Raw genomic sequence first — 24,600 nt, 5'->3', positions numbered from 1 at the left:
TCCCTTCGTTACTGAATGAGATCAAAGAATTCGTTTGAGTTCGTTTCGACTATCACTGCTCTGTCGATCGCGTAGCCTTCCAGGACTTTTGAGTCCAGAAGCGTCTGCATGGCTGTCTGAACCTGATCCGCTGTGAGTCCGTCAGCTGGGCTGTTGACTATGATTCTTCTTCTCTTCCCCTCTGCCTCGTTGTAAAAATCCATGTACAGTCTCTTCATACCACTTCACCTCCTCATATGGTTTCGTACGTGACGAGCTGGGCGGAAACGTAGGTGTAGCTCGAGAGAGAGTCGAGGGTGTTCACCGCGTTCGCAAGATCCTGTGCTGTCGCATTTGGACTGACGGAGATGGTCTGTCTTCTCGTCACGGGGTTTCCGTTTTCGTCCACTTCACCTGTTGCCCACACGATCCTGAGGGCCTTTTCCATGGTAACACCTCCTGTGAAATTTTTTGTGGACTGCGCAGTCCCTCCATTTATTATAGTCCGTGTTTTTGATCCAGATTGTGTAACGGTTGTGTTAGAATGAAAAATCTATTTGATGTATTCAACATATTAGTGAATAAAAATCGCTAAGCGAATTATTTCTGGTTCGGTCTTTTTTCAGACATAAGGTATAATCTTCAACAGAAAAGATGAAGAGGAGGGTTCGAGATGAAAAGAGTGCTGATCTTTCTGTTTCTTCTGGTAGCGGTGTTTTCTCTGCCCTACACCATAAGAAAGGGAGATGTTCTGAGAATCGAAGTGGTGGGATACCCGGATCTGACGAGGGATTGCGCGGTGGACATAGAAGGTGCGATCACGTTTCCGTACGTGGGACGTGTGAAGGTGGAAGGCCTCAGCGTGGATCAGGTAACAGAGCTTCTCAAAGAGAGGCTCTCCAGGAGTTTTTCTGAGCCCGAGGTGATCGTGTCGCTTCAGCAGATCGCACCGAGGAACGTCTACGTCTCCGGCGTTGTGAACAGAGTGGTGGACATGGGAATGGAGGATCTCACAGTTTCAAAGCTTCTTTCTCTTCTTTCGGGGGATATTGACACTTCTCTTGATCTCTCCTCCGTTGATCTTTCGAAGGTGAAGGTTTTGAGAGATGGAAGGGTCTTTGAACTGGATCTCTCTTCGCTTCTCTGGGGTGAGGCTCCCGAGAAAGACGTGGTGCTCCAGGAAAACGATCAGGTGATACTCCCGGAAAAGAGCTACACGGAGTTCGTGAAGGTCGTTGGAGCCGTGGCAAAGCCGGGCATCTATCCCTACAGAAAGGAGATGACTCTGCTCGACGCCATCGCGGAAGCGGGCGGCACCACGCAGGAGAGCTCAGGAAAGATAATCGTCCTCTCGAAAGACAAAACGGTTGAGATATCAGAGAAGGATCTCTATCAAAAGAACCTCCTTTTGAAACCAGGAGACACGGTCCACGTTCAAAAAATCGACGAAAGGTTCGCCTACGTTGTGGGAGCGGTGGCAAGACCCGGAATGTACACCTTCTCCAGAGAAGAGTCTCTCACGCTCAAGAACCTCGTGGCGAAGGCCGGCGGGATCTCTGTTGAGAACAGATATGTAGAGAAGGTTCTGATCACAAGAGATGGAAAGACCACAGAGTACACACCGGAAGTGCTGGACGAGAACGTTCAGCTGAATGTCGGAGATGTCGTTGAGATAAAGAAGTACGAAGAGACAAGAGTATATGTATCAGGATACGTGACACGACCCGGTGTTTACGAGATCTCCCCGAAGGAATCGGTGACCCTGGAAAAGCTCCTCTCGATGGCAGGAGGGTTCAGAGGAAGTGTTGAAGAAATCGATTCGATCGTCATCACAAGAGACGGAAGCGTTGTGGAGATCTCACCAGACAAGCTGGACTTTCCTGTGAAACCCGGCGACATAGTGAACGTGAAGGAGTTCATCCCGAAGAAGGCTTACATCCTCGGGTACGTGAGAAGTCCCGGGCTCTACGCCTTTGGAAAGAGCGAAGCGTTCACGCTGAGAAACCTCATAGCGAAGGCCGGTGGGTTCATCGATGAAAGCCAGGTTGTCTCCGTGAAACTGTCTGGAAAGGAATACTCCCCGGAGGAGATAGTGGAAAAAGACATTCCCCTCGAAGACGGTGTGTTTGTCTACGTGGAGAAGTACACGGACAGGTTCGTTTACATAGTGGGAGACAACGCTGTCAGGAACGGAAGGATGAGCTTTGCTAAGGACGAACCGTTCACACTCTCGACGGCACTGAAGAAGTACGGGGTCGAGGATTTCTCTCTTGTGAAAAGCCTTTCACTCTTGAGAGACGGTGAAGAAAAGAGCTTCGATCCAGAGAAGATATTGACGGAGGATGTTCCTCTCAGGACCGGTGACACGATTCTTGTGAAGACGATACAGACGAAGAGGGTCTATTTCACCGGAGACGTGTACGGATACGTCGATTTTGCGAAAGACGAAGACATCACACTCGAGAAAGCCCTCGCGAGGTTCGGAAAAATACAGAAGAAGTACATAGCGGGATTGAAAGTTCACTCAAACGGAAAGGTGCAGGAGCTGGCGGAAATTACCGATCTTCCGCTCGAAGACGGCGCAGTTGTCGAGGTGGATGTGAAAGAAGCCGTCAGAGTGTACGTGGACGGCTTTGTGAAAGTACCTCAGATGGTTGTCTTCGAGCCCGATGAGTCGGCTCTCTTAGACAGAGCCATTGTGAAGGCGGGAGGGTACAAAGAAGACGCTCTCTTCGAAGCGGGCAATGTGGTCGTTCTGAGAAACGGCAGTGAGATCACCGTTTCTCAAAACCAGCTCAGCTTTTTCGAGCTGAAGGACGGCGACCTTGTGTACGTGAAATACACCGAAAGACCTCACGTTTACGTCTTCGGAGAAGGCATCACGAACACGCTCGTGACCTTCAAAGACGAGGAAACACCAACGCTCAGGAACGTCCTGGGCAAGGTGGGCGGTATAAAGAGCACGGGATCGAGCAGAATCGTTGTTGTGAGTCCAGACGGAGAAAAGAAAGAAGTGGATTATGAAGACGTGATCAACACGGGTGGGCCTGTTCTTGAGAGCGGAAGCGTGGTCTTCGTGCCTCTTGAGACGGAGAACTTCGCCTACGTCGTGGGAGAGGTGGTGAGACCCGGTGCGTACGAACTCAAAGGAGACGTGACACTTCTGAAACTCATCGCACAGGCCGGTGGTCTGAGCAACTGGGCACTAAAGACGAAGGTGATCCTGAGAAGGGGAGAAAACGAGATAGCCTACGACTTCACGAACATAGACGAGGTGCAGAAAGTGAAGATAGAGCCGGGAGACGTGGTGTATGTGCCACCTGTTGAGACGAACTATGTGTACGTGCTCGGTAACGTGAAGACACCGGGTATCGTGAAGGTGGACAGGTATTCAACGGTGTTCGATGTGGTGATGAGGGCCGGTGGGTTCACGGATAGAGCTGCCACGAACAGGATATTCCTCTTCAAAGGAGGACCTCAGGGAGAGGTCACCGTTTGCGATCTCTCGGGAGTTCTTTCTGGAAAGGGTGGAGGTGTGAATCCGAATGTTGCACCGGGTGATGTGGTCTTCGTTCCCGACAACCCGCTTATACAGGTGACAGAGGCGCTCTCCATAGTAAACACCGTGATAAACACGATCAGCAACGTCAAAGACTTCATGGGGTGGTAGTGTGAGGAAAGCCGTTTTATTTTTGAGTGTTCTGCCGTTTTTTGTTTTTGCTGGTACGAATATATCTTTTGATCTCTTCTATGAGAGCAGTTTCAAATGGATGGGGGAGCTGTCTGGGAGTGTCTGGCTCGACGAGAACTGGCAGTTTAACTACAGAGCCGGTGTGGGCAAGGGATTCGATATAGTTCACACTGGGATCATCGATGAACTGAAAAAATTCGTGGAGTTCTACTACTTCCCGGAAGCGAACCTTTCTGGAAAGATAGGCCCCTTCGGACTGAAGGCAGGGATCCTGAACGAAGAGAGAGGTCCAGGGATCGACAAGCTCTTTCTGGACGACAACTCACGTTTTTACGGCTTTCCCGGGTTTTCTCTGAACTACTCCCAAAACAACTGGCACGTTGAATCCCTCTGGCTTCGCATAAACGACGAGAAGAGCTTCAACTACAGAACGGTGGTGTTCGATCTTGGGCTTTTGAAGATCGCATACGAAGACGCTGTGGTTTATCTGAACGAGGTGTTCAACCCTTACTACTTCCTTGTTCCCATACCGACAATCGCCATACAGGAGATCTGGCAGTATCAGGAGGGGTCTCCCTGGAGAGATCCTTCAGAGAACGCAAACGCTCTTATGGGTGGATGGGTTGAGTGGAACTTCGGGGTGGGAAGGGTCTATTTCGAAGCGTTGATAGACGACATGAGCCTGAACAGACTTCTCGGGACGGGAGGTTATCTGAACCCGGACAAGATAGCGCTCCTCCTCGGCGGTGAGTACAGAATGGGTCCCTGGAAGTTCTACGGGGAAGTCTCCGGTGCGAGCGCGTACACCTTCGAAAGGACAAGCTCAAACGTTCCCTACGAGTACACTTACTTTTCCGAAGGAGCTATCGAAGATAGGATGATCGGATACAAATACGGCGAAAATTCCTTCTCTTTGAAGCTCGGCCTTGAACGCACCTTTGGCTGGTACTCTCTCGGTGTGATGTACCACTACCTCGTCTATGGAGACAGAACTCCGGAGGAGCCCTGGCACGGTGAGGAGATGCCGCCGGACACGAAGTGGCTCATCGGCGATCTCACAAAAGAGCACACGGTGAAGGTGTCCCTGAACGCCTTCTTTGGAGAGTACGGAGGAAACGTGGGTGTCTGGTGGAACAGTCTCGACGGACTCGGTCTGGAGGTGAAGCTCGAAGTTGGCTTTTGAAGTGAAGAACATCGTTTTCGATCTTGGAGGGGTCCTGATCGACTGGAGACCGTGTGAGTACCTGATCGAGTCTTTCCCAAAAGAGGTGGCGAGGGTTCTCGAGAAAGAGATCTTCAAGCACGAGGACTGGAAGTTGATGGACAGAGGTGTTCTTCCTGAGAACAAGATGTGGGAAAAGAAGAAGAGAGAGCTTTCTGGGTTCAGAGAGTACGTGGAAAGACTCGAAAGGGAAGTTCCAGAACTTTTGAGACCCATCGAAGAGAACGTGAAACTTCTTCCAGTGCTGAAAAAAAGCTTCAAGCTCTACGCTCTTTCCAACTACGGAAGGATCTACTTCGAGATGGTGAGGAAGAATTACGATTTCTTCGAACTCTTCGACGGCATGGTGATTTCCTCTCATGTGGGCTACCTGAAGCCTGAGAAAGAAATATACCTCGAGCTGATCAGAAGATACAAGATTGTACCTGAAGAGAGCCTCTTCATAGACGACACACCGGAAAACGTCGAGGCCGCAAGAGAACTTGGCTTTCGGGCTGTTCATCTCGAAGAGCCGTTGAGATTGAAAGAGATTCTGATCAGAGAGCTGAAGATTGAACTGTGAGGAGATGATCATGAAAAAGTGGTGGGTTTTCTTTGCTGTGATTGTCTCTTCTGTTTTGTTTTCAGAGCCGATGATCACAGAGCTTGCACCTCAGATGGTTTACGAGTACGTTCTCGAAGGAAAAGCGCTTCCCGGTGTTCTTCCCATGCCTTCTGGTGAGAGAGAAAATAGAGTTTCTCTTGAGGTCTCACCGTTTTTTTATTTCGGGAATTTCGGGGGAAAGACAAAAACGGGATGGTTCGTCCTCTCTGATCCTCCCTGGGAGAACTTCTACCTGTACGAGAACACTCCTTACTTTTTGAACGTTTCTTTCGAGGGCTTTGTGGGAAGGATTTCGTTTTACACAGAGATTCCCTTCACAAACAACTACAGCGACTTTTATCTGGACCTCCACAGCAATGTTCCACCACTGTGGAAAGAACTTTCGAGCGCCGATTCGACTTTTCCGTACACCGCTTACGGTGTTTACGATGGTGAGAATTTCTACGTAGCCGTTGGAAGATCGAAGATCAGATGGGGAAGCGCCGAGTTTCCCACTGCGATCTCGGATGTGAGTCCTTACTTCAGTCATTTCACGTTCTCGACGAAGGCCCAGGTACAGTACACGTTTCACCTGATCTCGATAAATCCCGTTTTGACAACTGAAGAGTGGGAAAAACAGAGCACTCTCAGGCCTGTGAACGCAGATCCTCTCTCTCCGTACACCGAGAAGGTGAAAACCTTGGTAGCCCACAGGTTCGATTTTCACCTTCTTGAGAACTTCAGGTTTGGTGTGGGAGAGCTCACGATGATCGGCGGAAAGTACCCCGACCTTTTCTCAGCGAGTCCCTTCGCAATCTGGCACAACAACTACAACGAGGGCTACACGAACTCTATGGCGGTGTTCGATTTCTCTTACGTTCCTGTGAAGGGCTGGGAGATCCACGGAGAGTTCGCTCTCGACGATCTTGTGGGAACAACTGAGAACGAATCGAAACCAACAGCCTACGCTTTCAACGTGGGAGCAAGAAAGGTGTTTTCTGTGGGAGACTTGAAAGGAGTTCTGGGTGTCGAGTACGCTCTGGCGACGAAGTTCGTCTACAACACGTTCCTACCTTACTTGAAGTTCAACAACAGATTCGTCTACCTTACAAACTTTCCTTCTTCCAGAACGATCGTTGACTATCCGGTGGGGTTTGCCTTCGGACCGGACGCAAGGATCTTCAACGCCTCGCTCGATCTGTTCGGAAAAGATCTGAACCTTGGAGTGGATGCTTTCTACCTGGTGAAAGGGCCGAACACGCTGCAGTCGGAATATCCAAAGGAAGAGGAGGGAGAAACAAAAAAAGTACCCGGTTTGAGCATAAGAGGGAGTGTGAAGAATTTTCTCTTTTCTTTAGAGCTGTTTGAAGGAAGTGCGAGTGTGGGACTCGGCATGAAATGGAAATTCTGAAGGAGGCGAAGAGATGAGGTGGTTTCTTCTTGTGGCAGGTGTGGTAATTCTTGCTGTTGGATGTACGCCACTTGATTTGACAAGTGGTTTGCAGACCCCCGATTCTCTTGTGGTGAAAACGAGAGGGGAACCCGTTGCGGGAAGGTACGCGCTGATCGATGTTCAGGTGCTCGATAAGAGTGGAAATCCTGTTTCTGGCGTGACGGTGGAACTCTACAGGAAGATAAAAAATTCCTACGGTTCTTACTACGTGAAAGAAGATGAAGCGAAAACGGATTCCTTCGGATGGGCTGAACTTTCGTTCTTTTCTCCGAAAGAAGGTAAGTACGATCTTTACGTTCAGGTGAAGGGAAATCCTTTCATCATGGAGAGCTTTTCCCTCGATTTCACCTCTCCTGAATGGCTCTTTGTGGTGTGGATGTGCGGAGACAACAATCTGTGGGGATACGGTGATCAAGACCTTGAAGAGATGGAGAACACCAACAAAAGCGTCTCTGTGGTGGTGTTTTACGATGGAGGAGGTACGAGCGATGGAATTCTGGTTCTCGACGATGATGGTAACTGGAAGGCGATCATGGGAATAACGGGGGTAGACTTCAACAGCGGTTCTTACGAAGATCTCGAGTACTGGTTGAAATATGTCTTTGAAAACTTCTCTTCAACCTACAGAGCTCTGATCATGTGGGATCACGGAAGCGCGTGGATATACGATTCGATATATGCTTCTTCGAAAGCGATCAGTTTTGATGAGACTTCTGAGAGCGCAATAGCGGTGAGAGATCTGAGAGTGGCGCTTGAAAACGTGATCAACAGCGTTCCTGGTGGTCAGACGCTCGACATCCTCGGGTTCGACGCGTGCCTCATGGGTTCTCTGGAGGTGATATACGAGCTCAGAAACACGGCTCAGTACATCGTGGCTTCCAGTTTCAACGAACCAGCGGATGGATGGGACTACTCTTTTCTTGGTAAGATAGCACCAGATAGCACTCCACTGGATGTCTCAAAGATGATAGTTGACAGCTACAGAGAGTACTATTCCTCCTATGATACTTATCAGAACGGGCTGAGTCTTGCGGTGTACGACACTTCACAAGTGGAGAAGTTTGTTCATGATTTAGATTCATTCACTTATGATCTGAAAGCAAACCTAAACGAAGTTAATTCGATCTACAGCGACGTCGTGAAGAGTTACGTTGTTGGTTATTACAATAAAAAAACTGTTCTTGTTGATCTTGGGGATCTTATAGATAAGTTGAGGACAAAACTCTCTACAGTTCCCGATCCATCCTCGTTTGTTGTTTATTCCTACGGTAAAAAAGGTGATCAAGAACTCTCCGCTCCTGTCAGTATCTTTATGCCTGAGAATCTAGCTATTTATCAAACTTATGAGGATGACTACATGACTCTCTCCTTTCCCAGCGACACATGGTGGGATGAGTTTTTAGAATACTGGCTATCGCAATCGTGAGAAAAACAAGAGGAGGGGATTCCCCTCCTCATTTTTCTTCCACGTACGCTGAGTTTCTCTTCGTCAGACCGTTCAGAATGAAGCCGTCTATCTTCTTCAGAGAGTGAAGCATCTTCAAATCCTCCGAGTAGGTGTGTTCGAGCCTGATCACGATGTAGACAGTATCGCTTTTTTCAGCTACCGGAAGGAACTCCGGTGTTCTCTTCAGCGAGGGCGCATCGATGATGATTCTGTCGTAGCTTTGTTTGAGATTCTCTAAGATCTCTGGATCCTTCAAGAGTTCGAACACGTCCCTTTTATCGAAAGAGCCTTCCACATCTTCTTCGGTAAAGAGAAGCACTCTTTCTTTCTTCGAAACAAGATCTGCCATGTGTTTTGCTGTGGTGCTCACACCCGATCCGTCTTCGATAGCGGTGATGAACACCACCTTTCCGGCTTTCACCGCGGGAATTCCGAGGGCTTTTTCTATCACTTCTCTTTTGTTTGTCAGAGGAACTCTTGACACGATCTTTTCCACACCGAGGAGGTACTCCGCCTCACTTTCTGATTTGATTCTTCTGTCTGAGAACTCCGCAAGGAAGACGGCGAGGATGCCAAGAAAGATTCCAAGCACTCCCCCGACCGCGAGGGTGAGCTTTTTGTTCGGCTTCGACGGTGAGAGCGGCGGAACTGCCCAGTCTATGACGTTGACGTTTGCCGTGATCGCCGCTTCAGATATGAGCGACTCGTACTTTGCCTGAAGAAGCGTGGTGTAAATTGTTTCTTTCACTTTGTAATCCCTTTCGAGTTCGATGAGCTGTTGTTCGAGTTCTGGAAGCTTTGAGAGTTCCTTTTCGAGGTCTTCGTAGATCCTTTTGAAGGCTTCGTACTGCGTCTGGTAGAGGATTCTCTCGGACTCGGCTTTTATGAGACTGCTGAGCGCCTCTCCGTAGATGGTGTACCCTGTTTTCTTCACCTGGGATGTGAGGAGTCTTTCGAGTTCCGCTTTGAGCTGTTTCTGGGTTTCTTCGAGTTCCGCTTTCTTCTGGACTACAGCGGGGTTCGATTCGGTGTAGCGCTCCATGAGGCCTGCGAGTTCTATCTGGATGTTGATCAATCTGCTTTTGAGCTGGGAGATGATCGGGTCGAATGTGATGCTGTCTCTGATCTGTTCTATCTCAACATCGAGATCTTTGAGTTCGTTTGAGAAGAATTCAGATTGCTTCTGAGCCGCTTCCATGGCGATTTGAGATTCTTCCATCTTTTGAAGAAGAGAAGCGTAACGTTCTATAAGTGTTTGATACTGTGCTTCAACGGAGTAGATTTTGTTCTGCTCTTTGAATACCTTGAGTTTGTTCTCCGCTTCTTTGAGCTCCTGCTCCACCTTCGGTATCTGTTCTTCGAGGAACTCTTTTTTCGCTCCAAGCTGGGTTTTGGCGATGCTCTCGCTGATCTTCACGTAGTTTTCTACGATCTTGTTTGCCACCTCGGCGGCGAGTTTTGGATCCCGCCAGGTGAATTTAACTTCCAGTATGTTCGAATTTTTCACCGGTTCAACGGTTATGAGCTTTTCTACCATGTAGCTGTAAAGGGAGAGTTTCAAATCGTCTTCTGTGAGACCGTTTTCCATAGCTTTTTTTATATCTTTCTCGTCGAGGAGTTTGTGAACGAGATCGAGCTCGTCTATCACAGCTATGATGTTTCTTCGAGAGAGCATGATCTGTATTTCGTCCTCGAGACTTCCTCCCCCAAAAAGTCCGGAAAGACCTCCGAGAAGACCTTCAACCGAAAGTCCAAGACTCATGCCTTTTTGTGTGGAGACCTTCACTTTTGCAGAGGCTTCGTATTTTGGCGTGGCGAGAAGAAGATAGATCCCTGTCACAAAGACCGTCAGAACAAGAACGAGCCAGAAAAGTTTGGACCTTCTCTTGAACATCAAAAAGATGTCACCGAGTGTTAGTTCTCTTTCTTCCACGTCTTTCCCTCCCTGGTGTGTTCTGTATCATATTCTATCAAAAGTGATGGGAATTCCACGGCGGTGCTTTTCCGCGAGTTCGAGGATCTTCTTCACCCTCTCGACTTTTTTCGGGTCCTCGTCTTCCAGGCTTTCTCCTTTGTCGATCTTCATTAGTATGCGGTCGAGTTCCATGTAGCTCATGCCGAAGGCCATCTCATCCGTGACACCGGGAATGAGATCAGGAGACGGTGGCTTCTTCTGGAACTTTTCCGGGATGTTCAGCTCTCTTGCGAGTTCAAAAACCTGCGTCTTATAGAGGTGCATGATGGGTTCTATGTCGACTGCCTCGTCGCCCCACTTCACATAAAGGCCCGTCAGATACTCCGTTCTGTTTGTTGTTCCCACGACGGCGTATCCTCTCTTTTCTGCCTCGAAGTAGAGAAGGCACATTCTGATTCTGTGCTTTATCCTGTAGTACGCAAGACCTTTCAGGAACTCTTCAGGGCCGGTGTTTCTGAGATCGTCCAGGAAAGGATCCTTCGAAAGGGAGTTCCATTTGTTGAGGACGTATCTTTTCACGACCGATTCTGGAAGAAAGAGCCTTGGTGGAAAAAGTTTGTAGACACCTATCTTTCTCAATACGGAAGTGATAGATCTTACTCTGTACTCCACGTTCAGGCTTTCACAGAGTTCAACGGCGTCTTTCACCGAATCTTTTGAAGAGTCGCGCTCTGGAAGAATGAGACCAAACACCCGATCTTTTCCAAGCGCCTGAACACACAGAGAAAGAACTACGGCGGAGTCGATTCCACCGCTCACTCCAACGACCGCTCCTCTGTAGCCGTATTCTTCTATCTTTTCTTTTATGAAACTGATGAGACTTTCTTTCATTGTGATCACCCCGATGAATTTTACCATGGTAGAATTCTGGCGAGGGAAGAAAAGGAGAGTGATCTCATGTTCATCGGCTTTGGATACGACAGACACCCGCTCGTTGGGGGAAGAAAGCTTGTTCTGGCAGGTGTGGAGATAGAATCTTCTGTAGGAAGTCTCGGCCATTCGGATGGAGACGTTCTCTCACATGCGATCATAGACGCCCTGCTCGGAGCCGTTGGTCTTGGCGACATAGGAACGTGGTTTCCGGAGACGGAAGAGTACAGAAACGCGAACAGTCTTGAGCTTCTGAAAGAAACGGTGAAGATGTTGGAGGAAAAGGGATTCAGTGTGGTCAATGTGGATGCAACGGTTGTGACCTCCATTGTGAAACTTTTCCCCTACAGGGAAAGGATCGTGGAAAATCTCAAGAGTGCACTTAAAACATCCCGTGTGAACGTGAAGTTCAAGAGCGGAAACACGTTGGGGTTCGAAGGGGAGGGTAGAGGCATTTCAGCTTATGCGGTGTGTCTTGTGGAGAAGAAAAAATGTACGAAGAGTACATAAGGGCCTGGGTAGAGAGAAAAAAGAAATGAAGAAGAAAAGATGAAATTACTAGCTCAGAAGGTTCTCAAAGAGGCAAAAAGGGTCGCAGAAGTGTTGAGGGAAAGGTACAGTGTGAGGAGAGTAGTTCTTTTTGATTCACTCGCAAAGTACCTGAGAAGAACAGGTAAGTTCACAAAAAGGTCCGACATCGATCTCGCGGTGGAAGGGCTTCCGAAAGAAGAATATTTCAAGGTGCTCTCTGAGATCAACAGACTTTCCGAGTTCGAGATAGATCTGATCGATCTTGAAGGATGTCCCGAGTTTCTCAAAAGATTGATCGAAAGAGAGGGGATAGAGATTTGAACTATGGTGCCCTTCCTGTGGGAGCCCTCTTTCCGTCGAGTACGTCCTGTGCGATCTTCAAAAGCCACTCTTCGTTCGAGAAAACGAGCACCCCACCGCTCCACGGATCGTTCACACTGATTTTTTTGACGTTTCTATCCAGAAGAACGATGGAATTTTCCAGTACTTCCCTTCTGAGAGATTCGAGGTCTATCTCCTTTTCATAGGCCCAGGAGAATCTCAAGGGTTTTCCAACAAGTACGTTTCCTTCCGTGTCGATGACGAGCGTTGTTGTGTAGCCGAGTCTTTTCAGCCGTTCGTACTTTTCCGCGCTTTCCACCATCACTGGATAGGTGGCTTTTCTCATCACAAGAGCGCTGATCACCTGCTCGTTCACCTCTCCAGCTGCGTTGAACACGGGCACAACTCCCGCTGTGGAGAGCCCCTCCGCGAGAAGAGATAGCACCTGAGCGGTGATGTATGGAGAAGTTGAAACCTTCGCGAGGGGATCTGTGTCGGTTGTTCTCAAAACGTCGAAACTGCCGAAGATGTAGTAGGTCACACCCTTTTCTTTCAGGATCTTTCCCACAGCGATTCCAACGTCTTTTGCGAGGGTCAAATTTCCAGAACTTCCAAGGCACAGAAGAGAGACGTCTTTCAAAACGTTCTGAAGAGGAACTTTCACCGCCACCAGACCCGTGGAGTTCTCCGGTATCTCACTCATCAAGACAATCTGTGGAAATGCGCTCAAGAACATAAGACACACCAGAATCGTTGTTAGTGAGCGTGACAATGTCCGATGCCTCCTTCACCTTCTCTATGGCGTTTCCCATTGCCACGCGAAGGCCTGCCTCTTCGAACATGAACAGGTCGTTCTCGTTGTCGCCGAAGACGACGATCTCTTCTTTCTTCCATCCCATTCTTTCCCTGAGAAATCTCAGTGCCTTCCCCTTGTCCACGCTCTTCGGGACGATCTCTAAGTACGTTGGAAAAGATTTGAAGACCTTCACCACATTGTTGAACTTCTCCGAGAGGATCTTCTTCAGTTCGTCGAGTTTTTCCGGAGTATCGATGAGAAGGATCTTGGTCGTCCCCACCTTTGAGACGAGTTCCAGAAGGTTCGGTTCAACGCGGTATTCCACACTCGAGTGTTTCGCGTAGCCCCTTATCTCTTCGTTGTCTCTCTCGGAATACAACACATCGTCGATGTATGCCTGCCAGTGAACGTTGAAAGGTTTTATGTATTCCACGATGTCTTTTGCGACTTCGGGTGAAATTTTTTCGTTCAAAATCACACCTTCTTCTGGAATGTACACCATCGCGCCGTTGTATGCGATTGTGGGAAAAGTCCTGCCGAAGTACTTTTTCTCCACGTTCAACGTCGAGACGAGCATCCTGCCGCTTGCAAAAACGACGTGGCACTTTCTCGAGAGCCTTTCGATCACTTTTCTGTCCTTTTCTGATATCTCCAGGTTGTCGTTGAGGAGCGTTCCGTCCAGATCAAAAACGAACACCCTGTACAAAGTATCCCCTCCAGATCCTTTCGAACTCTTCCACGAAAGATTCTACGTACTCTCTGTTACTCGTTTTGAACACAACCTCCACATTTCTGTGAAACCCGCTCTCTGTGAAATTGGCAGATCCCGTGATCAGAACCTTCCCATCAACGATCAGAAACTTGTGGTGCATGAGGGGCTCTTTCACCTCGAGAACGTGAAAGGTTCCAAGTGGAAGTTCTCTGAGCCTTGAAGACTCGAACCATTCGTCCGTGATGATGTACACCTCCACACCCTGAGATGAGAGGAATTTCAGCGTGGCAAAGACGTCTTCATCTGTGAAAGCGTAGCTGCAGAGAAGAACGTACCTTTTCGCTTTCCAGAGCGAATCCAAGACGATCTCTTCGACATCCACCGCGGGAATCAAAAAGAACTCACCTTCTTCGGTCTTGAGCCGAACCTGTGGCCTTTTCCCGTGAACGAGCCAGTCGTAAATTCCCTCGAAAAAGTCCGCTATCTCTCTGGAGTGAAAGACGATGAGGTTGTTCAGATGTTCTTCTAAGCTGGAGCGGTTGAAGTTCGCAGAGCCGAAGATCACCGTTTCGCGGTCGAGAACGATGAATTTCGAGTGAAGAAGACCCTCTGAAACGTGAACGAAAGCGCCCTGAACGGGCACCTCGGAAGCCATTTTCGCTGTTTTCAATCCGAGATACTCCGGGTCGATCGAGTAGGCAACGACGGTGATGTCGCTTGCGGAGTTTAGGTGTGAGAGAACCAGCTGGGAAAGATCGTCCACCGTGCTGAAATAGACCTGCGAGAAAATTATCTCATTTATCAGTAGAAACAGGAGAAGGAGTTTCTTCAACCCATACCACCTTTCCATAGAGCGGACCGGCCGTGATCTTTTCGATCTTCACGTCGGCGAATCGGCCGATCATCCACTCCTCACCCTCGAAGGCGATGATCTTGTTTCTGATGTCCCTGCCGTAGAAGAGGCCGTTCTTTGCCTGAGCCTCCACGATGACGCGCACCGTCTTTCCTCTGTAGCGCTCATTCAGCTTTCTGTTGATCCTCTTCTGGAGGTTCATGAGAAACTGCATGCGCCTCACTTTCTCTTCGTGGGGCACGTCGTCTTTGTAGTGTTTCCACGCCACCGTACCTTCGCGTGGAGAGTAGATCGCGAGGTTGAGGCGTTCGAACTGCGCCTTCTCCACAAGATCGACCGTCTCCATGAAGTCTTCTTCCGTCTCCGTTGGAAAACCGACGATGATGTCGCTGCTTATGGCAACGTCCGGCACCTTCGATCTGATCTTCTCAAGAAGGGCGAGGTACTCTTCCTTCGTGTACCTTCTGTTCATGAGCTTCAGTATCCTGTTGCTTCCGGACTGCACGGGGAGGTGGACGGACTTTGCCACCTTCGGATTTCTGGCGATCACCTCTATGAGTTCGTTGGAGAAGTCCGTCGGATAGGAGGTGAGAAACCAGATCCTTTCAATTCCCTCGATCTTTGAGGCTTCTTCGAGGAGTTTGGCAAGGGAAGAGCCGTCCTTCAGGTCTTTTCCGTAGGCGTCTACGTTCTGACCGAGGAAGGTCACCTCGCGGTAGCCCTGTTTCGCGAGCTCTCTCACCTCTTCCAGAATATCCTCCATCGGTCTGCTCTTTTCCCTGCCGCGCGTGTACGGGACGATGCAGTAGGTGCAGAATCTGTCACAGCCGAATATGATCGTGACCCAGGCGTGATGCTTGCTGGATCTGATACGTGGAAGCTCGTGTGTGTACTCGTCGAGATGATCTTCGAAGAGCGCCACCTTCTCTCCCTGAAGCGCCCTTTTCACCGCTTCTGTCACTTTCGGGACGGCGCGGGTTCCAAGGACGAAGTCGGCTCCTCTTTCCAGGAGTTTTTCTCTTTCCTTTTCGGCGACACAACCCGCAACTCCCACAACGAGCTTTCTTTTCCTTTTGATCTTCAGCATCTGACCGAGCTCGCTGTAGGCCTTCTCCTCAGACTTTCTTCTCACTGCACAGGTGTTTATGATGACCACATCCGCCTCTTCGGGAGCCGAGGCGGGGGTGAACCCTTCCTTCATTAGAAGACCGGCCATCGTTTCCGAGTCGTTCTCGTTCATCTGACAGCCAAAGGTCTTGATGTAAAATCTCATGTTCGACCTCCCAGTTCGCTCAGGCTAATTAGATTATACCAGAAAGGAAAAACCCCGCCGGAGCGGGGTCGATTCACATCAGTCCGAGTTCTTTCTTCACGAAGTTCGGAAGGGCGAAGGACGCGACGTGGACCTCTTCGTTGTAGTACTTCAGCTCTTTGTTGAAGTTTTTCACCTTTTCCGGGTTGAAGTCTTTTATCGGGTCTATTCCCTTGGAGGCGAAGGTGTAGGACCACATACCGGAGGGATAGGTGGTCATGAATCCGAGGTAAACCTTGGCTATTGGAAAGACCTTGCTGATCCTCTTGTAAGCGAGCTTGAACCAGCCGATGTCGTAGAACGGGTCTTCCGTCTCGGCGGAGAAGACTCCGTCTTCCTTGAGGGCATCGTAACAGGCCTGGTAGAACTCTTCGGTGAAGAGGTGCCCGCCCTGGCCCGCCGTCGGGTCTGTGGAGTCTATGATGATGACATCGAACTCGTTCTTGAACTTCCTCACGTATTCGGCACCGTTTGCGATCACGATCTCTGCTCTGGGATCGTCGAAACTGCAGGAGGTCTGCTTCAAATACTTCCTTGCGGCTTCTATGACGAGTCCGTCCACTTCGCAGAGGATGGCCTTCTCCACGCTGTCGTGTTTCAGGACTTCTCTGAGCGTTCCGCCGTCTCCACCGCCGATGATGAGCACCTTCTTCGGGTTCGGATGGAGGAACATGGGAACGTGTGCGAGCATTTCGTGGTACATGAACTCGTCCTTTTCCGTGGTCATCGTGATGCCGTCGAGTGCGAAGACCACGCCAAGATCGGGATTCTCGAAGATATCTATCCTCTGAATGTCGCTCTGTCCGGAGTAGATCATGCGGTTTATCTTCATAAAGAGTCCCACGTTGTTTCCTGTATAGTACTCGAAGTACCACAGGTGCTGTCTTGGCTGGAGATCTCTTTCGAGTTCTTTCAACTTTCACACCTCCTCAAACAGTGACTTTGTGCGGCGAGTCCTCGGGTATTCCTATCTCGTCGTACCTGCCTCTTTCATGCTCCACCACGTGGACCCTCTTCGCCTTCAGCGCTTTTTTCAAATGTTCGAAAGCTTTCCAGGGATCGACATCCTCTCCGCAGGTGAAGAGATCGATAGCAGCGTACCCGTACTCTGGCCAGGTGTGAATGGTTAGGTGGGATTCGGATATCACCACCACACCACTCACCCCGTAGGGGAGGAACCTGTGAAACGTTGACGTGACTATTGTTGCTCCACTTTCATAGGCTGCCTGCTTCATCTCCTGTTCTATCAACTGCACGTTGTCGAGGGCCTCTCTGTCACATTCGTAGAATTCCGCCACCAGGTGCCTTCCCAGACTCTTCATGTTAATCCCTCCCCTCTGAAATTTTTAGTCAATCATGATCCAGAGTAACACCGCCTTCTTCTTTCCCGGATTCTTCACGTAATGCTTTTTGTCCGCTTTGTAGTAGAAACAGTCTCCCTCTTTCAATCTGTAGCGTTTGCCGTCGAGGTAAAGATCTATCCTTCCCTGGATCACAAAGCCAAATTCTGAACCTTCGTGGTACGATTCTTCCTCTGTCTGTGCGCCGGGTTCCAGTGTCACGAGAATCGGATCGATCTCTTTGTCTTCCACACCGCTCATCAGGATTTCACTCTTCACACCCTCTGGCTCGTCGTAGACCGGAACCCTCTCTTCTTTTTTGAACACGACTCTTTCTTCTTCCACGTCGGAGAAAAAGTGTTTCAAATCTGTGCCCAGCGCCTCTAAGATTCTCTCGAGTGTGTCTATGGATGGAGACGTTTTGTCCGATTCGAGCTGTGAAATGAAACTTCTTGAAAGATCTGTGCGCTCTGCGAGTTCTTCTTGTGTGAGTCCCCTTGAGAGCCTTAATTTCCTGATTTTTTCTCCGATCTTCACAAAGTTCCCAACCCCTTTGTCCACTATAGTTGACAAACTTGTTCAGTATCACAGACATTATTATACCCACCCCCCCTTCGTTGTCAAGGTTAATTTTGTGTTACTTAAGTTACATTAAGGTAACTTATCTTGGAGGAATGATCTAAAAGCAGATCGCAATCTTTTCTCAGTTCAATTAGAACAGCCTCATCGGTTAAGGTAACTATTCAAAATCATTACAGTTTATAATTATGTGGTAAAATAAAAATGAGAAATATCATAGAAGTAGGGAGGTGTAGAGCATGAGAGAGATGACTAAGAAATTCCTCGAAGACGCTTTCGCGGGAGAGAGCATGGCGCACATGAAGTATCTGATCTTCGCGGATGAGGCGGAACAGAGGGGATTGAAGAAACTCGCGAATCTCTTCAGGGCGATCGCGTACGCGGAGTACGTCCACGCGAGGAACCACTACAGAGAACTCGGAAAGATCTACAAAGAAATGGCTGAGAACGTCCAGCAGTGCATCGACGGTGAAACCTTCGAAATCGACGAGATGTACCCGGTTTACAACACGGTCGCACAGTTCCAGGGAGAAAAAGGAGCGGAAAGAAGCACCAAGTTCGCCTGGGAAGCCGAGAAGATCCACGCAGAAATGTACAAAAAAGCCAAAGAACTCGTGGAAAAGGGAGAAGACTACACGGCGGAGAAGATCTACATCTGTCCCGTCTGCGGTCACACCGTTGAGGGAGAGCCGCCAGAGAAGTGTCCGGTCTGCGGTGCACCGAGGAGCTCTTACAGAGAATTTTCAATTTAAAGGAGGGATAGCATGAAAATTTCTGATTTCATTAAGACGGAAGACTTCAAAAAGGAAAAGCACGTTCCGGTCATAGAGGCACCCGAGAAGGTGAAAAAAGACGACAAAGTTCAGATCACGGTCACCGTGGGAAAGGAGATCCCGCACCCGAACACAACGGAGCACCACATCAGGTGGATCAAGGTCTTCTTCCAGCCCGACGGTGATCCATACGTTTACGAGGTGGGAAGGTACGAGTTCAACGCGCACGGAGAGTCCGTTCAGGGGCCAAACACCGGCGCCGTTTACACAGAACCTGCCGTCACAACCGTGGTAAAATTGAACAGATCGGGAACGATCATAGCCCTCTCCTACTGTAACATACACGGCCTCTGGGAAAGCAGTAAAAAGATCACCGTTGAAGAGTGAGGTGAGTTCTGTGAAGAAGTACAGGTGCAAACTCTGTGGTTACATCTACGATCCTGAGAAAGGAGATCCCGACAGCGGAATCGAACCGGGGACACCCTTTGAGGATCTTCCAGACGACTGGGTCTGTCCGCTCTGTGGAGCTTCGAAAGAGGATTTTGAACCGGTTGAGTGATCTGGAAGTCCTATCGTTAGAGAAAGGGGAGGGCCAACCTCCCCTTTCTCTTTCCCCACGACCCGGCGGGCTCGGGCGGGATACGAAAAGAAAATGGTAACTCTCGTTATAATAATACCATAAAGTAGATAAACAAACAAAAAATCTGGGGGGAGAAAGATGATCGGATTTCTCACAGACTGGGGCTTGAAGAGTCACTACGTGGGAGTCGCAAAGGCGGTGATCAAGAGGATAAACCCCTCCGCCGAGATCATCGACATCACGCACGAAGTAGAGCCCTTCAACGTGAGAAAGGCGAGTCACGTTCTCTACAGAGCCTCCCTCGACTTTCCTCCTTCCACCGTCTTTCTTGTGGTTGTCGACTACGGCGTTGGAACCTCAAGGAAGGCGATCGTGATGAAGACCAAGAACGACCAGTACTTCGTGGCACCCGACAACGGAGTTCTCACGGTCGTCGCTGAAGAATACGGAGTTGCCGAGATCAGAGAGATAGAGAACAGAGAGCTCTTCTACAAGAAGAATCCTTCCTTCACTTTCCACGGAAGGGACATCTTCGCACCGGTTGCCGCCCACCTCGACATGGGACTTCCGCTGGAGAAAGTGGGGGACAGACTGCTCTCGTACGAGGTTCTCAAGATGAGAAGGCCTGTTGTCGAAAATGATAAAGTCATCGGAGAAGTGGCGATAGTTGACACCTTTGGAAACGTGTCGACGAACATTCCCTTTGAACTCTTTTTGAAGCTCGGTGTGGATTTCGACGACGTGGTGAAAGTAAAGGTGGGAAGAAAAGAGTTCAAAGCGGCTGTCGCGAAGGCCTTCGGAGATGTGGACACGGGAGAACTGCTCGTTCATCCAGACAGCGCGGGCTTTCTCGAGATCGCCGTGAATCTGGGAGACGCGAGTCAGGTGCTTTCGGTTAAAGAAGGAGACGAGATCGAGATATGCAGATGAAACAGGTTCTTCTCGAGGCAAGGCAGGATTTTCTGAGTCTTCTCAAAAGAAGAGGCTGGAAGGAGAAAGACCTGAATATACTGAGAGGAATCTTTCTTGGAGAGCTTTCCAGGGTGGACGTGCCGGCTGACATCTTCGAGCTTGCCGTCAAGGAGGCCGTGAAGGGGAACTTGAAGCTTTCTTCGAAACTCCTTGGAGTGAGCGAGATAGACGCTCTCGAGATCCTCTTCTGGCACCTGCCGAAAAAGTACCCCTTTCCTTCAGAGAGGCTCAAAAAGAGGCTGAAAGCCAGAAGCGTAAAAGAGTTCATCGAAGAAGCCAACAGACTTAGGGTGAAACTCGGAAAGAAGGATTTCATGGAGCTCTACCTTCATCTCGAAGAAGCGGAAGAAGAGGAAGAAAAAAGAGAGAACGTGGATCTTCTCGAGAGAGTTCGAAACCTTTCGATTGAGAAACTATCAGAGAATGATATCGAGGAGTTGAAATACTTCTACTCTCTGCTCGATCTTCGAGGAAAGGAATCCGTGAGAACGCTGAACGTTCATCCGTACATTCTTTCTGCCATCATCAGAAATCCTTCCGCGCCGATCGTCATCGATGGAAGCAACCTGCTCTGGCGCGGAGGACTCTCCATCTCTTACATCTACGAGGTGTTTGAAAGGCTCGCTGTTTTCAGGGAGTTCTTCTTTCCTTACAGGATCGTTTTCGACAGGAACGCGGAGTTCGTGCTGCCAGTTCACGAGAGGAAGAAATTCGAAAGGTGGAAAAACTCTCCGAACGTTCTCTTCGAATCTCCAGCGGATGGACTCATCATCTCTCTTGCGAGCACCATGAACGCGGTGATTCTGAGCGGTGACAGATTCAGGGATCACGGTCTTCCCAGGAGGGTCAGGGTTCTAAAACCGGAGGAGATAGAAAAGGGGTGAGCGAGCTCACCCCAATTTCTTTTCAATGTAGCTGACGATGTCGCCAACCGTTGAGATCTTTTCGAGATCAGCGTCGTCCACCTTCACACCGAACTCGCTTTCGAAATCCATCACGAGATCGACAAGGTCGAGGGAATCCGCACCGAGATCGTCTATGAGTTTCGCCTCTTCTGTGACCTGGGATTCGTCCACTCCGAGTTTTTCAGAGATTATGCTCTTCACCTTTGAAAAGATCTCCTCTCTGCTCGCCACTTTTCCACCTCCTCTTAGAAGTGTCGAAAAAAATTATAACACAATCACATTCTCGAGTAAGACCTTTTCATCACAGCGCTCGACGAACCAGCCCGGATTCAGGGTGTGAACGGGAACTATGTAGTCCGGATTCAGTTCGTTCAAAATCTTCTCCAGACCCTGAGGAGAGACGTGGCCCGAGGCGTGGAACTCTTTTGTGAAGACGATGTTTCCGTTCATTTCTCTTATGCCGAAAGGAATTATGTTGAAGTACCTGAGCCAGTTCATGAAGCGCTTCGCATCGATCTCCTGCTCTTCCGTATAGGCTTCGCTCGTCGAATGGATATAGACGGCGCCGTTCAGAACTCTTTCGTCGAGATCGAGGATGTGCGGGAAGTCCCAGTATCCCGCGACCATGGTGTATTTCTCTGGATGCAGGTTTATCTCCTCTGGTGAGAGAAGGATCCCTTCCTCTCTGGCTCGAAGCAGTGCGTCTTTTTCGAGGTTTATGTAGGTGACCTTCCCGGGGTGGTAGACACGAACGAAGGACCTTTCCTCATCCGTCAGCTTCCAGAGTGGTTCCACTCGTTCCATCTCGAGAAGATAGGCGTAGTCTTTTGGCATGAGAACGAGTCTTCTGTCGTTTTCCATGCAGACCTTAAGGAAAGTGAAAAGCCTCTCCAGGTGTCTGATGGGAAAATCCACGAGTATCAGATTCTTTGTCCCCCTGAAAACTCTCATCGCGTTTTCGAAGACGTCCTTTTCCGTGTTCTCCACGTTCTCTTCCCTCGTGACTCTGGTTCCCTCAACGATGAGAACGAGCGGGCGCTTGTCCTTCAGATTCTCAAAAAATCTCGAGGTCCTGAGGGAAAGTGCGAGCCTCTTTTCACCGAGTGTGTCCAGCCAGTAGCGCTCTTCTTCTGCCGTTTCGGGACCCGTTCTGAAGTCTCCGGTGTAGGCTAGCCAGAGGTCGTCCACCCTTGCCGCAAGGCCAGCGGCTCCTATGACGGAGTGGTACACAGGTTCAACGAACAGCTCGTTCTTCCACAGGGAGTTCATATCGACGACTGTTAAGTCATCGTTGAACTCTATATTCTTGGGAAAAGAAATGCGTCTTGTCAATCTTTCCGCGTTTTTCGAATTTCCCGGACTCACCGTGAGGTCTTCGCGGATTCCGTTTTCCAGATCTTTATCTGAGACCCTTCTTCTTTTCTTTCCGCCGAGCTGAGTCAGAACGTTCGAGTTGCTCGTGTACACACTGGCTCTCATCACCGCAAAGGTTTCACCGGTCATGAGGAGGGGGATCTTTTCGTCTATGAGGCCCACCATTCCGGTGTGATCCGCGTGCGCGTGGCTCAAAAAGAGAAAGGCGTGGTTCACAGGATCTTCGAACTTTCCATCGAAGAGGTCGTCCCTGTAAATATTGAGCCGGGGAACCATTTTGAGCTTCAGCAGGTCATGAAGGATCTTACCTGTCCTGGGGTTCAAAAACTCCTCGAAGAACTCTCCCCATCTGGAAAAGTTCAACCCGAAGTCCAGAAGAAAACCGTCGTTCTCAGAATCAACCACTCTGATTTTGTTTCCCCCTATGTTTCTGTGCCCGTCGAGTATCTCTATTCTCACGGAACCCCCCCAGAAGAGAAAAGAGTTTATCGGGATCAACGCGGTAGAGGTTGGTCTTCACCCTGAGATCGCTCGCACCGAAGCCCTCTATTCCTTCAAAATGATATGATAGCACATTCGAGATCCCTTCTTCGATCTTTTTTTCGCTGAACATTATCAATCCAGCGATCTGTGCGTGATCCAGCAGGTAGTCGATGTGCCAGTGTTTCTTTCGAGAGCCGAGAAAATAACGGGGGATCCTCTTGAAGAATCCCCCCATTGCAGATCCAACGTAGGCGTAGTAGCCCGGCTCTAAATGAGATGCTTTCTTTCCATACCTCAAAGCAACACTCTCTTCGAGTTTCAAAAGCAAAACGTAAGTTCCCCTCATAGGATACTCAGGTATCTTTCCGCGTGGTCCGGTGCAACGGTCACGACCCTCGCGTCTGGCCCGAGTTTCTGGGCTACTTTCAAAGCGGCTGCGACGTTGGCACCGGAGGAGATCCCTACGAGAAGTCCCTCTTTCTTTGCGAGGTACCTTGCCATCTCGTAAGCCTCTTCGTCCTCCACGGTGATCACTTCGTCAATCACGGATCTGTCCAGGATCTTCGGAACAAAGCCCGCTCCTATGCCCTGGATGGCGTGTTTTCCCGGCTGGCCTCCAGAGAGAACGGGAGATTTCGCGGGCTCTACCGCTACTATCTTCACTTCGTTTCCAAAGAAGCCTTTCAAAACCCTTCCCACTCCGCTGATCGTACCTCCCGTTCCCACTCCCGCGACGAAGGCGTCTATCCGATAGTCCATCTGTTTGAGGATCTCCGGACCTGTGGTGAACTGGTGAGAGTAGACATTGTAGGGGTTTTCGAACTGGTTGAGCATGTGCGCGCCGGTTTCTCTGGATATCTCTATCGCTTTTTCCACCGCGCCTTTCATTCCCAACTCTCCTGGTGTGAGAACGAGTTCTGCTCCGAGCATTTTCAGGACCTTTCTTCTCTCAACACTCATGGTCTCGGGCATCGTGAGGATCACCCTGTGTCCTCTCTTTGCTCCGATCATCGCTATGGCGATTCCCATGTTGCCGCTCGTTGGCTCCACGATGCCGTTCTTGAGGAGTCCTCTTTTCTCCGCATCGAGAATCATGAAGAGGGCGGGTCTGTCCTTTACACTACCACCGGGATTATTCTTTTCCAGTTTCAAGAAGATTCTCGAGTCTATCGAATCGAGCCTCACTATAGGAGTGCTCCCTATCAGTCTTTCCATCATCGCAGAAATCCCTCCTCCACTTGACTATTCTCGCAGGAACACCTACGACAACGGCTCCGTCTGGAACGTCTTCGAGGACGACCGCGTTCGCACCCACAACGGCGTTGTTTCCCACCTTTATCGGGCCGAGGATCTTCGCTCCCGTTCCAATCATCACGTTCTCACCTACGTCGGGGTGCCTCTTTCCGGAGCACGGCTTTCTCGTTCCAAGAGTGACTCCGTGGTAGATGAGTGTTCCTCTTCCCACCGTGGCGGTGCTTCCGATGACCACACCGATACCGTGGTCTATCACCACTCCCGGAGCGATTCTTGCCGCTGGATGGATGTCCATGGAGAACACAACCCGCACGAAGTAATAAATGAGGTAGGCGAGAACTTTCAGTTTCCACTTGTAGAAGAAATGGGCGAATCTGTACCACATAAGACCCTGGAAGGAAGCGTAGAAGAAAAACACCTGAAGCTTACTCTCTGCGGCGGGATCGAGCTTGAGGTACATCTCAAGATCCTCTGATATGTGCTTGAAAATACTCACGAAATCCCTGAAAAACTCACCAGCCTTTCTGAACAACAGCCGCATCCCGATACCATATCCACCACCTCCAGATCGTTTGGTTCATTAGAATTATATCAG

28 protein-coding genes are annotated in these 24,600 nt (G+C 49.6%); 12 read left to right on the top strand and 16 right to left on the bottom strand.

From position 1 onward, the window contains the following. Positions 1-8: 8 nt before the first annotated feature. Positions 9-218 carry a DUF2922 domain-containing protein gene (locus tag T2812B_RS01490; RefSeq protein ID WP_008192552.1) on the bottom strand — a complete coding sequence of 70 codons (210 nt, stop codon included), beginning with the start codon at positions 216-218 and terminating at the stop codon, positions 9-11. 14 nt (positions 219-232) lie between these two features. Next, complete coding sequence (locus tag T2812B_RS01485; RefSeq protein WP_004081160.1) at positions 233-427, bottom strand: DUF1659 domain-containing protein; 195 nt, start codon at positions 425-427, stop codon at positions 233-235. Positions 428-652: 225 nt separating this feature from the next. Here T2812B_RS01485 and T2812B_RS01480 point away from each other — a divergent pair, with 225 nt between their 5' ends. The 5 genes from T2812B_RS01480 to T2812B_RS01460 are packed head-to-tail and all read left to right on the top strand — an operon-like array spanning position 653 to position 8,354. Further along, positions 653-3,649, top strand: coding sequence for an SLBB domain-containing protein (locus T2812B_RS01480; protein ID WP_008192556.1), 2,997 nt, complete (start codon positions 653-655; stop codon positions 3,647-3,649). Position 3,650: 1 nt separating this feature from the next. After that, positions 3,651-4,853 (top strand): hypothetical protein, encoded by a 1,203-nt coding sequence (locus T2812B_RS01475; RefSeq protein ID WP_008192558.1) that lies wholly within the window; start codon positions 3,651-3,653, stop codon positions 4,851-4,853. Next, a complete protein-coding gene (locus T2812B_RS01470) occupies positions 4,843-5,454 on the top strand; it encodes an HAD family phosphatase (protein WP_008192560.1) in 612 nt (203 codons plus the stop codon). Before T2812B_RS01475 ends, T2812B_RS01470 begins: the two co-directional genes overlap by 11 nt. Positions 5,455-5,464: 10 nt before the next feature. Then, positions 5,465-6,886 carry a hypothetical protein gene (locus tag T2812B_RS01465; RefSeq protein ID WP_039454729.1) on the top strand — a complete coding sequence of 474 codons (1,422 nt, stop codon included), beginning with the start codon at positions 5,465-5,467 and terminating at the stop codon, positions 6,884-6,886. Positions 6,887-6,899: 13 nt separating this feature from the next. Then, entirely contained in the window at positions 6,900-8,354 is a 1,455-nt protein-coding gene (locus tag T2812B_RS01460; protein WP_008192562.1) for a clostripain-related cysteine peptidase, read from the top strand. A gap of 28 nt (positions 8,355-8,382) precedes the next feature. Here the strand turns inward: T2812B_RS01460 and T2812B_RS01455 are convergent, their stop codons facing one another. Together T2812B_RS01455 and nadE are read right to left on the bottom strand one after the other, a co-directional pair. Then, complete coding sequence (locus T2812B_RS01455; RefSeq protein WP_008192564.1) at positions 8,383-10,308, bottom strand: exopolysaccharide transport family protein; 1,926 nt, start codon at positions 10,306-10,308, stop codon at positions 8,383-8,385. A gap of 27 nt (positions 10,309-10,335) precedes the next feature. Continuing rightward, positions 10,336-11,181, bottom strand: a complete 846-nt coding sequence (gene nadE, locus T2812B_RS01450; RefSeq protein ID WP_008192566.1) for an NAD(+) synthase — start codon at positions 11,179-11,181, stop codon at positions 10,336-10,338. Positions 11,182-11,247: 66 nt separating this feature from the next. Here nadE and ispF point away from each other — a divergent pair, with 66 nt between their 5' ends. Continuing rightward, complete coding sequence (gene ispF, locus T2812B_RS01445) at positions 11,248-11,730, top strand: 2-C-methyl-D-erythritol 2,4-cyclodiphosphate synthase (protein ID WP_008192568.1); 483 nt, start codon at positions 11,248-11,250, stop codon at positions 11,728-11,730. A 39-nt stretch (positions 11,731-11,769) separates the two neighbouring features. Next, positions 11,770-12,072 carry a nucleotidyltransferase family protein gene (locus tag T2812B_RS01440; protein ID WP_008192571.1) on the top strand — a complete coding sequence of 101 codons (303 nt, stop codon included), beginning with the start codon at positions 11,770-11,772 and terminating at the stop codon, positions 12,070-12,072. Between the two features lies 1 nt (position 12,073). Here the strand turns inward: T2812B_RS01440 and T2812B_RS01435 are convergent, their stop codons facing one another. The 7 genes from T2812B_RS01435 to T2812B_RS01405 form a co-directional block, all read right to left on the bottom strand. Beyond that, positions 12,074-12,775, bottom strand: a complete 702-nt coding sequence (locus T2812B_RS01435; protein WP_008192573.1) for a hypothetical protein — start codon at positions 12,773-12,775, stop codon at positions 12,074-12,076. Then, complete coding sequence (locus T2812B_RS01430; protein ID WP_008192576.1) at positions 12,768-13,574, bottom strand: Cof-type HAD-IIB family hydrolase; 807 nt, start codon at positions 13,572-13,574, stop codon at positions 12,768-12,770. Before T2812B_RS01430 ends, T2812B_RS01435 begins: the two co-directional genes overlap by 8 nt. Beyond that, on the bottom strand, positions 13,552-14,412 hold the full coding sequence (locus T2812B_RS01425; RefSeq protein WP_008192578.1) for a phospholipase D-like domain-containing protein: 861 nt from the start codon (positions 14,410-14,412) through the stop codon (positions 13,552-13,554). The genes T2812B_RS01430 and T2812B_RS01425 overlap by 23 nt, the downstream gene beginning before the upstream one ends. Next, positions 14,375-15,706 (bottom strand): tRNA (N6-isopentenyl adenosine(37)-C2)-methylthiotransferase MiaB, encoded by a 1,332-nt coding sequence (miaB, locus tag T2812B_RS01420; RefSeq protein ID WP_008192580.1) that lies wholly within the window; start codon positions 15,704-15,706, stop codon positions 14,375-14,377. Before miaB ends, T2812B_RS01425 begins: the two co-directional genes overlap by 38 nt. A 73-nt stretch (positions 15,707-15,779) precedes the next feature. Then, positions 15,780-16,661 (bottom strand): polyamine aminopropyltransferase, encoded by an 882-nt coding sequence (speE, locus tag T2812B_RS01415; RefSeq protein WP_008192584.1) that lies wholly within the window; start codon positions 16,659-16,661, stop codon positions 15,780-15,782. A 13-nt stretch (positions 16,662-16,674) separates the two neighbouring features. Beyond that, positions 16,675-17,067 (bottom strand): adenosylmethionine decarboxylase, encoded by a 393-nt coding sequence (gene speD, locus T2812B_RS01410; RefSeq protein ID WP_008192586.1) that lies wholly within the window; start codon positions 17,065-17,067, stop codon positions 16,675-16,677. A 24-nt stretch (positions 17,068-17,091) separates the two neighbouring features. After that, positions 17,092-17,622 (bottom strand): cupin domain-containing protein, encoded by a 531-nt coding sequence (locus T2812B_RS01405; protein WP_008192587.1) that lies wholly within the window; start codon positions 17,620-17,622, stop codon positions 17,092-17,094. 281 nt (positions 17,623-17,903) lie between these two features. Here T2812B_RS01405 and T2812B_RS01400 point away from each other — a divergent pair, with 281 nt between their 5' ends. The 5 genes from T2812B_RS01400 (at position 17,904) to T2812B_RS01380 (ending at position 20,873) form a co-directional block, all read left to right on the top strand. After that, entirely contained in the window at positions 17,904-18,416 is a 513-nt protein-coding gene (locus T2812B_RS01400; protein WP_008192590.1) for a rubrerythrin family protein, read from the top strand. A gap of 12 nt (positions 18,417-18,428) precedes the next feature. Further along, a complete protein-coding gene (locus T2812B_RS01395; RefSeq protein ID WP_008192592.1) occupies positions 18,429-18,824 on the top strand; it encodes a class II SORL domain-containing protein in 396 nt (131 codons plus the stop codon). Positions 18,825-18,834: 10 nt separating this feature from the next. After that, positions 18,835-18,996 (top strand): rubredoxin, encoded by a 162-nt coding sequence (gene rd / locus T2812B_RS01390; RefSeq protein WP_008192594.1) that lies wholly within the window; start codon positions 18,835-18,837, stop codon positions 18,994-18,996. Positions 18,997-19,155: 159 nt separating this feature from the next. Then, a complete protein-coding gene (locus tag T2812B_RS01385; RefSeq protein ID WP_008192596.1) occupies positions 19,156-19,947 on the top strand; it encodes an S-adenosyl-l-methionine hydroxide adenosyltransferase family protein in 792 nt (263 codons plus the stop codon). Further along, a complete protein-coding gene (locus T2812B_RS01380; protein ID WP_231556588.1) occupies positions 19,944-20,873 on the top strand; it encodes a hypothetical protein in 930 nt (309 codons plus the stop codon). The genes T2812B_RS01385 and T2812B_RS01380 overlap by 4 nt, the downstream gene beginning before the upstream one ends. 6 nt (positions 20,874-20,879) lie before the next feature. Here the strand turns inward: T2812B_RS01380 and T2812B_RS01375 are convergent, their stop codons facing one another. From T2812B_RS01375 to cysE, 5 genes are read right to left on the bottom strand one after another with little or no spacing between them, the layout of a single operon-like run. After that, complete coding sequence (locus tag T2812B_RS01375; protein WP_004081111.1) at positions 20,880-21,125, bottom strand: acyl carrier protein; 246 nt, start codon at positions 21,123-21,125, stop codon at positions 20,880-20,882. Positions 21,126-21,158: 33 nt separating this feature from the next. Next, entirely contained in the window at positions 21,159-22,727 is a 1,569-nt protein-coding gene (locus T2812B_RS01370) for a ribonuclease J (RefSeq protein ID WP_008192604.1), read from the bottom strand. Continuing rightward, a complete protein-coding gene (locus T2812B_RS01365; RefSeq protein WP_008192607.1) occupies positions 22,666-23,097 on the bottom strand; it encodes a DUF123 domain-containing protein in 432 nt (143 codons plus the stop codon). The genes T2812B_RS01370 and T2812B_RS01365 overlap by 62 nt, the downstream gene beginning before the upstream one ends. Next, positions 23,094-23,969 carry a cysteine synthase A gene (gene cysK / locus T2812B_RS01360; protein WP_008192609.1) on the bottom strand — a complete coding sequence of 292 codons (876 nt, stop codon included), beginning with the start codon at positions 23,967-23,969 and terminating at the stop codon, positions 23,094-23,096. Before cysK ends, T2812B_RS01365 begins: the two co-directional genes overlap by 4 nt. Then, entirely contained in the window at positions 23,884-24,546 is a 663-nt protein-coding gene (gene cysE, locus T2812B_RS01355) for a serine O-acetyltransferase (RefSeq protein WP_008192611.1), read from the bottom strand. The genes cysK and cysE overlap by 86 nt, the downstream gene beginning before the upstream one ends. Between the last annotated feature and the right edge of the window lie 54 nt (positions 24,547-24,600).

It is taken from the genome of Thermotoga sp. 2812B (assembly GCF_000789335.1).
Lineage (GTDB): Bacteria > Thermotogota > Thermotogae > Thermotogales > Thermotogaceae > Thermotoga > Thermotoga maritima.
This window is presented reverse-complemented; position numbering and strand designations above follow the sequence as displayed.

Coding starts and splice junctions, on each gene's coding strand:
- T2812B_RS01490 (WP_008192552.1), bottom strand. CDS start 218: ATGAAGAGACTGTACATGGATTTTTACAACGAGGCAGAGGGGAAGAGA.
- T2812B_RS01485 (WP_004081160.1), bottom strand. CDS start 427: ATGGAAAAGGCCCTCAGGATCGTGTGGGCAACAGGTGAAGTGGACGAA.
- T2812B_RS01480 (WP_008192556.1), top strand. CDS start 653: ATGAAAAGAGTGCTGATCTTTCTGTTTCTTCTGGTAGCGGTGTTTTCT.
- T2812B_RS01465 (WP_039454729.1), top strand. CDS start 5,465: ATGAAAAAGTGGTGGGTTTTCTTTGCTGTGATTGTCTCTTCTGTTTTG.
- T2812B_RS01460 (WP_008192562.1), top strand. CDS start 6,900: ATGAGGTGGTTTCTTCTTGTGGCAGGTGTGGTAATTCTTGCTGTTGGA.
- nadE (WP_008192566.1), bottom strand. CDS start 11,181: ATGAAAGAAAGTCTCATCAGTTTCATAAAAGAAAAGATAGAAGAATAC.
- ispF (WP_008192568.1), top strand. CDS start 11,248: ATGTTCATCGGCTTTGGATACGACAGACACCCGCTCGTTGGGGGAAGA.
- T2812B_RS01440 (WP_008192571.1), top strand. CDS start 11,770: ATGAAATTACTAGCTCAGAAGGTTCTCAAAGAGGCAAAAAGGGTCGCA.
- T2812B_RS01435 (WP_008192573.1), bottom strand. CDS start 12,775: ATGAGTGAGATACCGGAGAACTCCACGGGTCTGGTGGCGGTGAAAGTT.
- miaB (WP_008192580.1), bottom strand. CDS start 15,706: ATGAGATTTTACATCAAGACCTTTGGCTGTCAGATGAACGAGAACGAC.
- speD (WP_008192586.1), bottom strand. CDS start 17,067: ATGAAGAGTCTGGGAAGGCACCTGGTGGCGGAATTCTACGAATGTGAC.
- T2812B_RS01400 (WP_008192590.1), top strand. CDS start 17,904: ATGAGAGAGATGACTAAGAAATTCCTCGAAGACGCTTTCGCGGGAGAG.
- T2812B_RS01395 (WP_008192592.1), top strand. CDS start 18,429: ATGAAAATTTCTGATTTCATTAAGACGGAAGACTTCAAAAAGGAAAAG.
- T2812B_RS01385 (WP_008192596.1), top strand. CDS start 19,156: ATGATCGGATTTCTCACAGACTGGGGCTTGAAGAGTCACTACGTGGGA.
- T2812B_RS01380 (WP_231556588.1), top strand. CDS start 19,944: ATGAAACAGGTTCTTCTCGAGGCAAGGCAGGATTTTCTGAGTCTTCTC.
- T2812B_RS01365 (WP_008192607.1), bottom strand. CDS start 23,097: ATGAGGGGAACTTACGTTTTGCTTTTGAAACTCGAAGAGAGTGTTGCT.
- cysK (WP_008192609.1), bottom strand. CDS start 23,969: ATGATGGAAAGACTGATAGGGAGCACTCCTATAGTGAGGCTCGATTCG.
- cysE (WP_008192611.1), bottom strand. CDS start 24,546: ATGCGGCTGTTGTTCAGAAAGGCTGGTGAGTTTTTCAGGGATTTCGTG.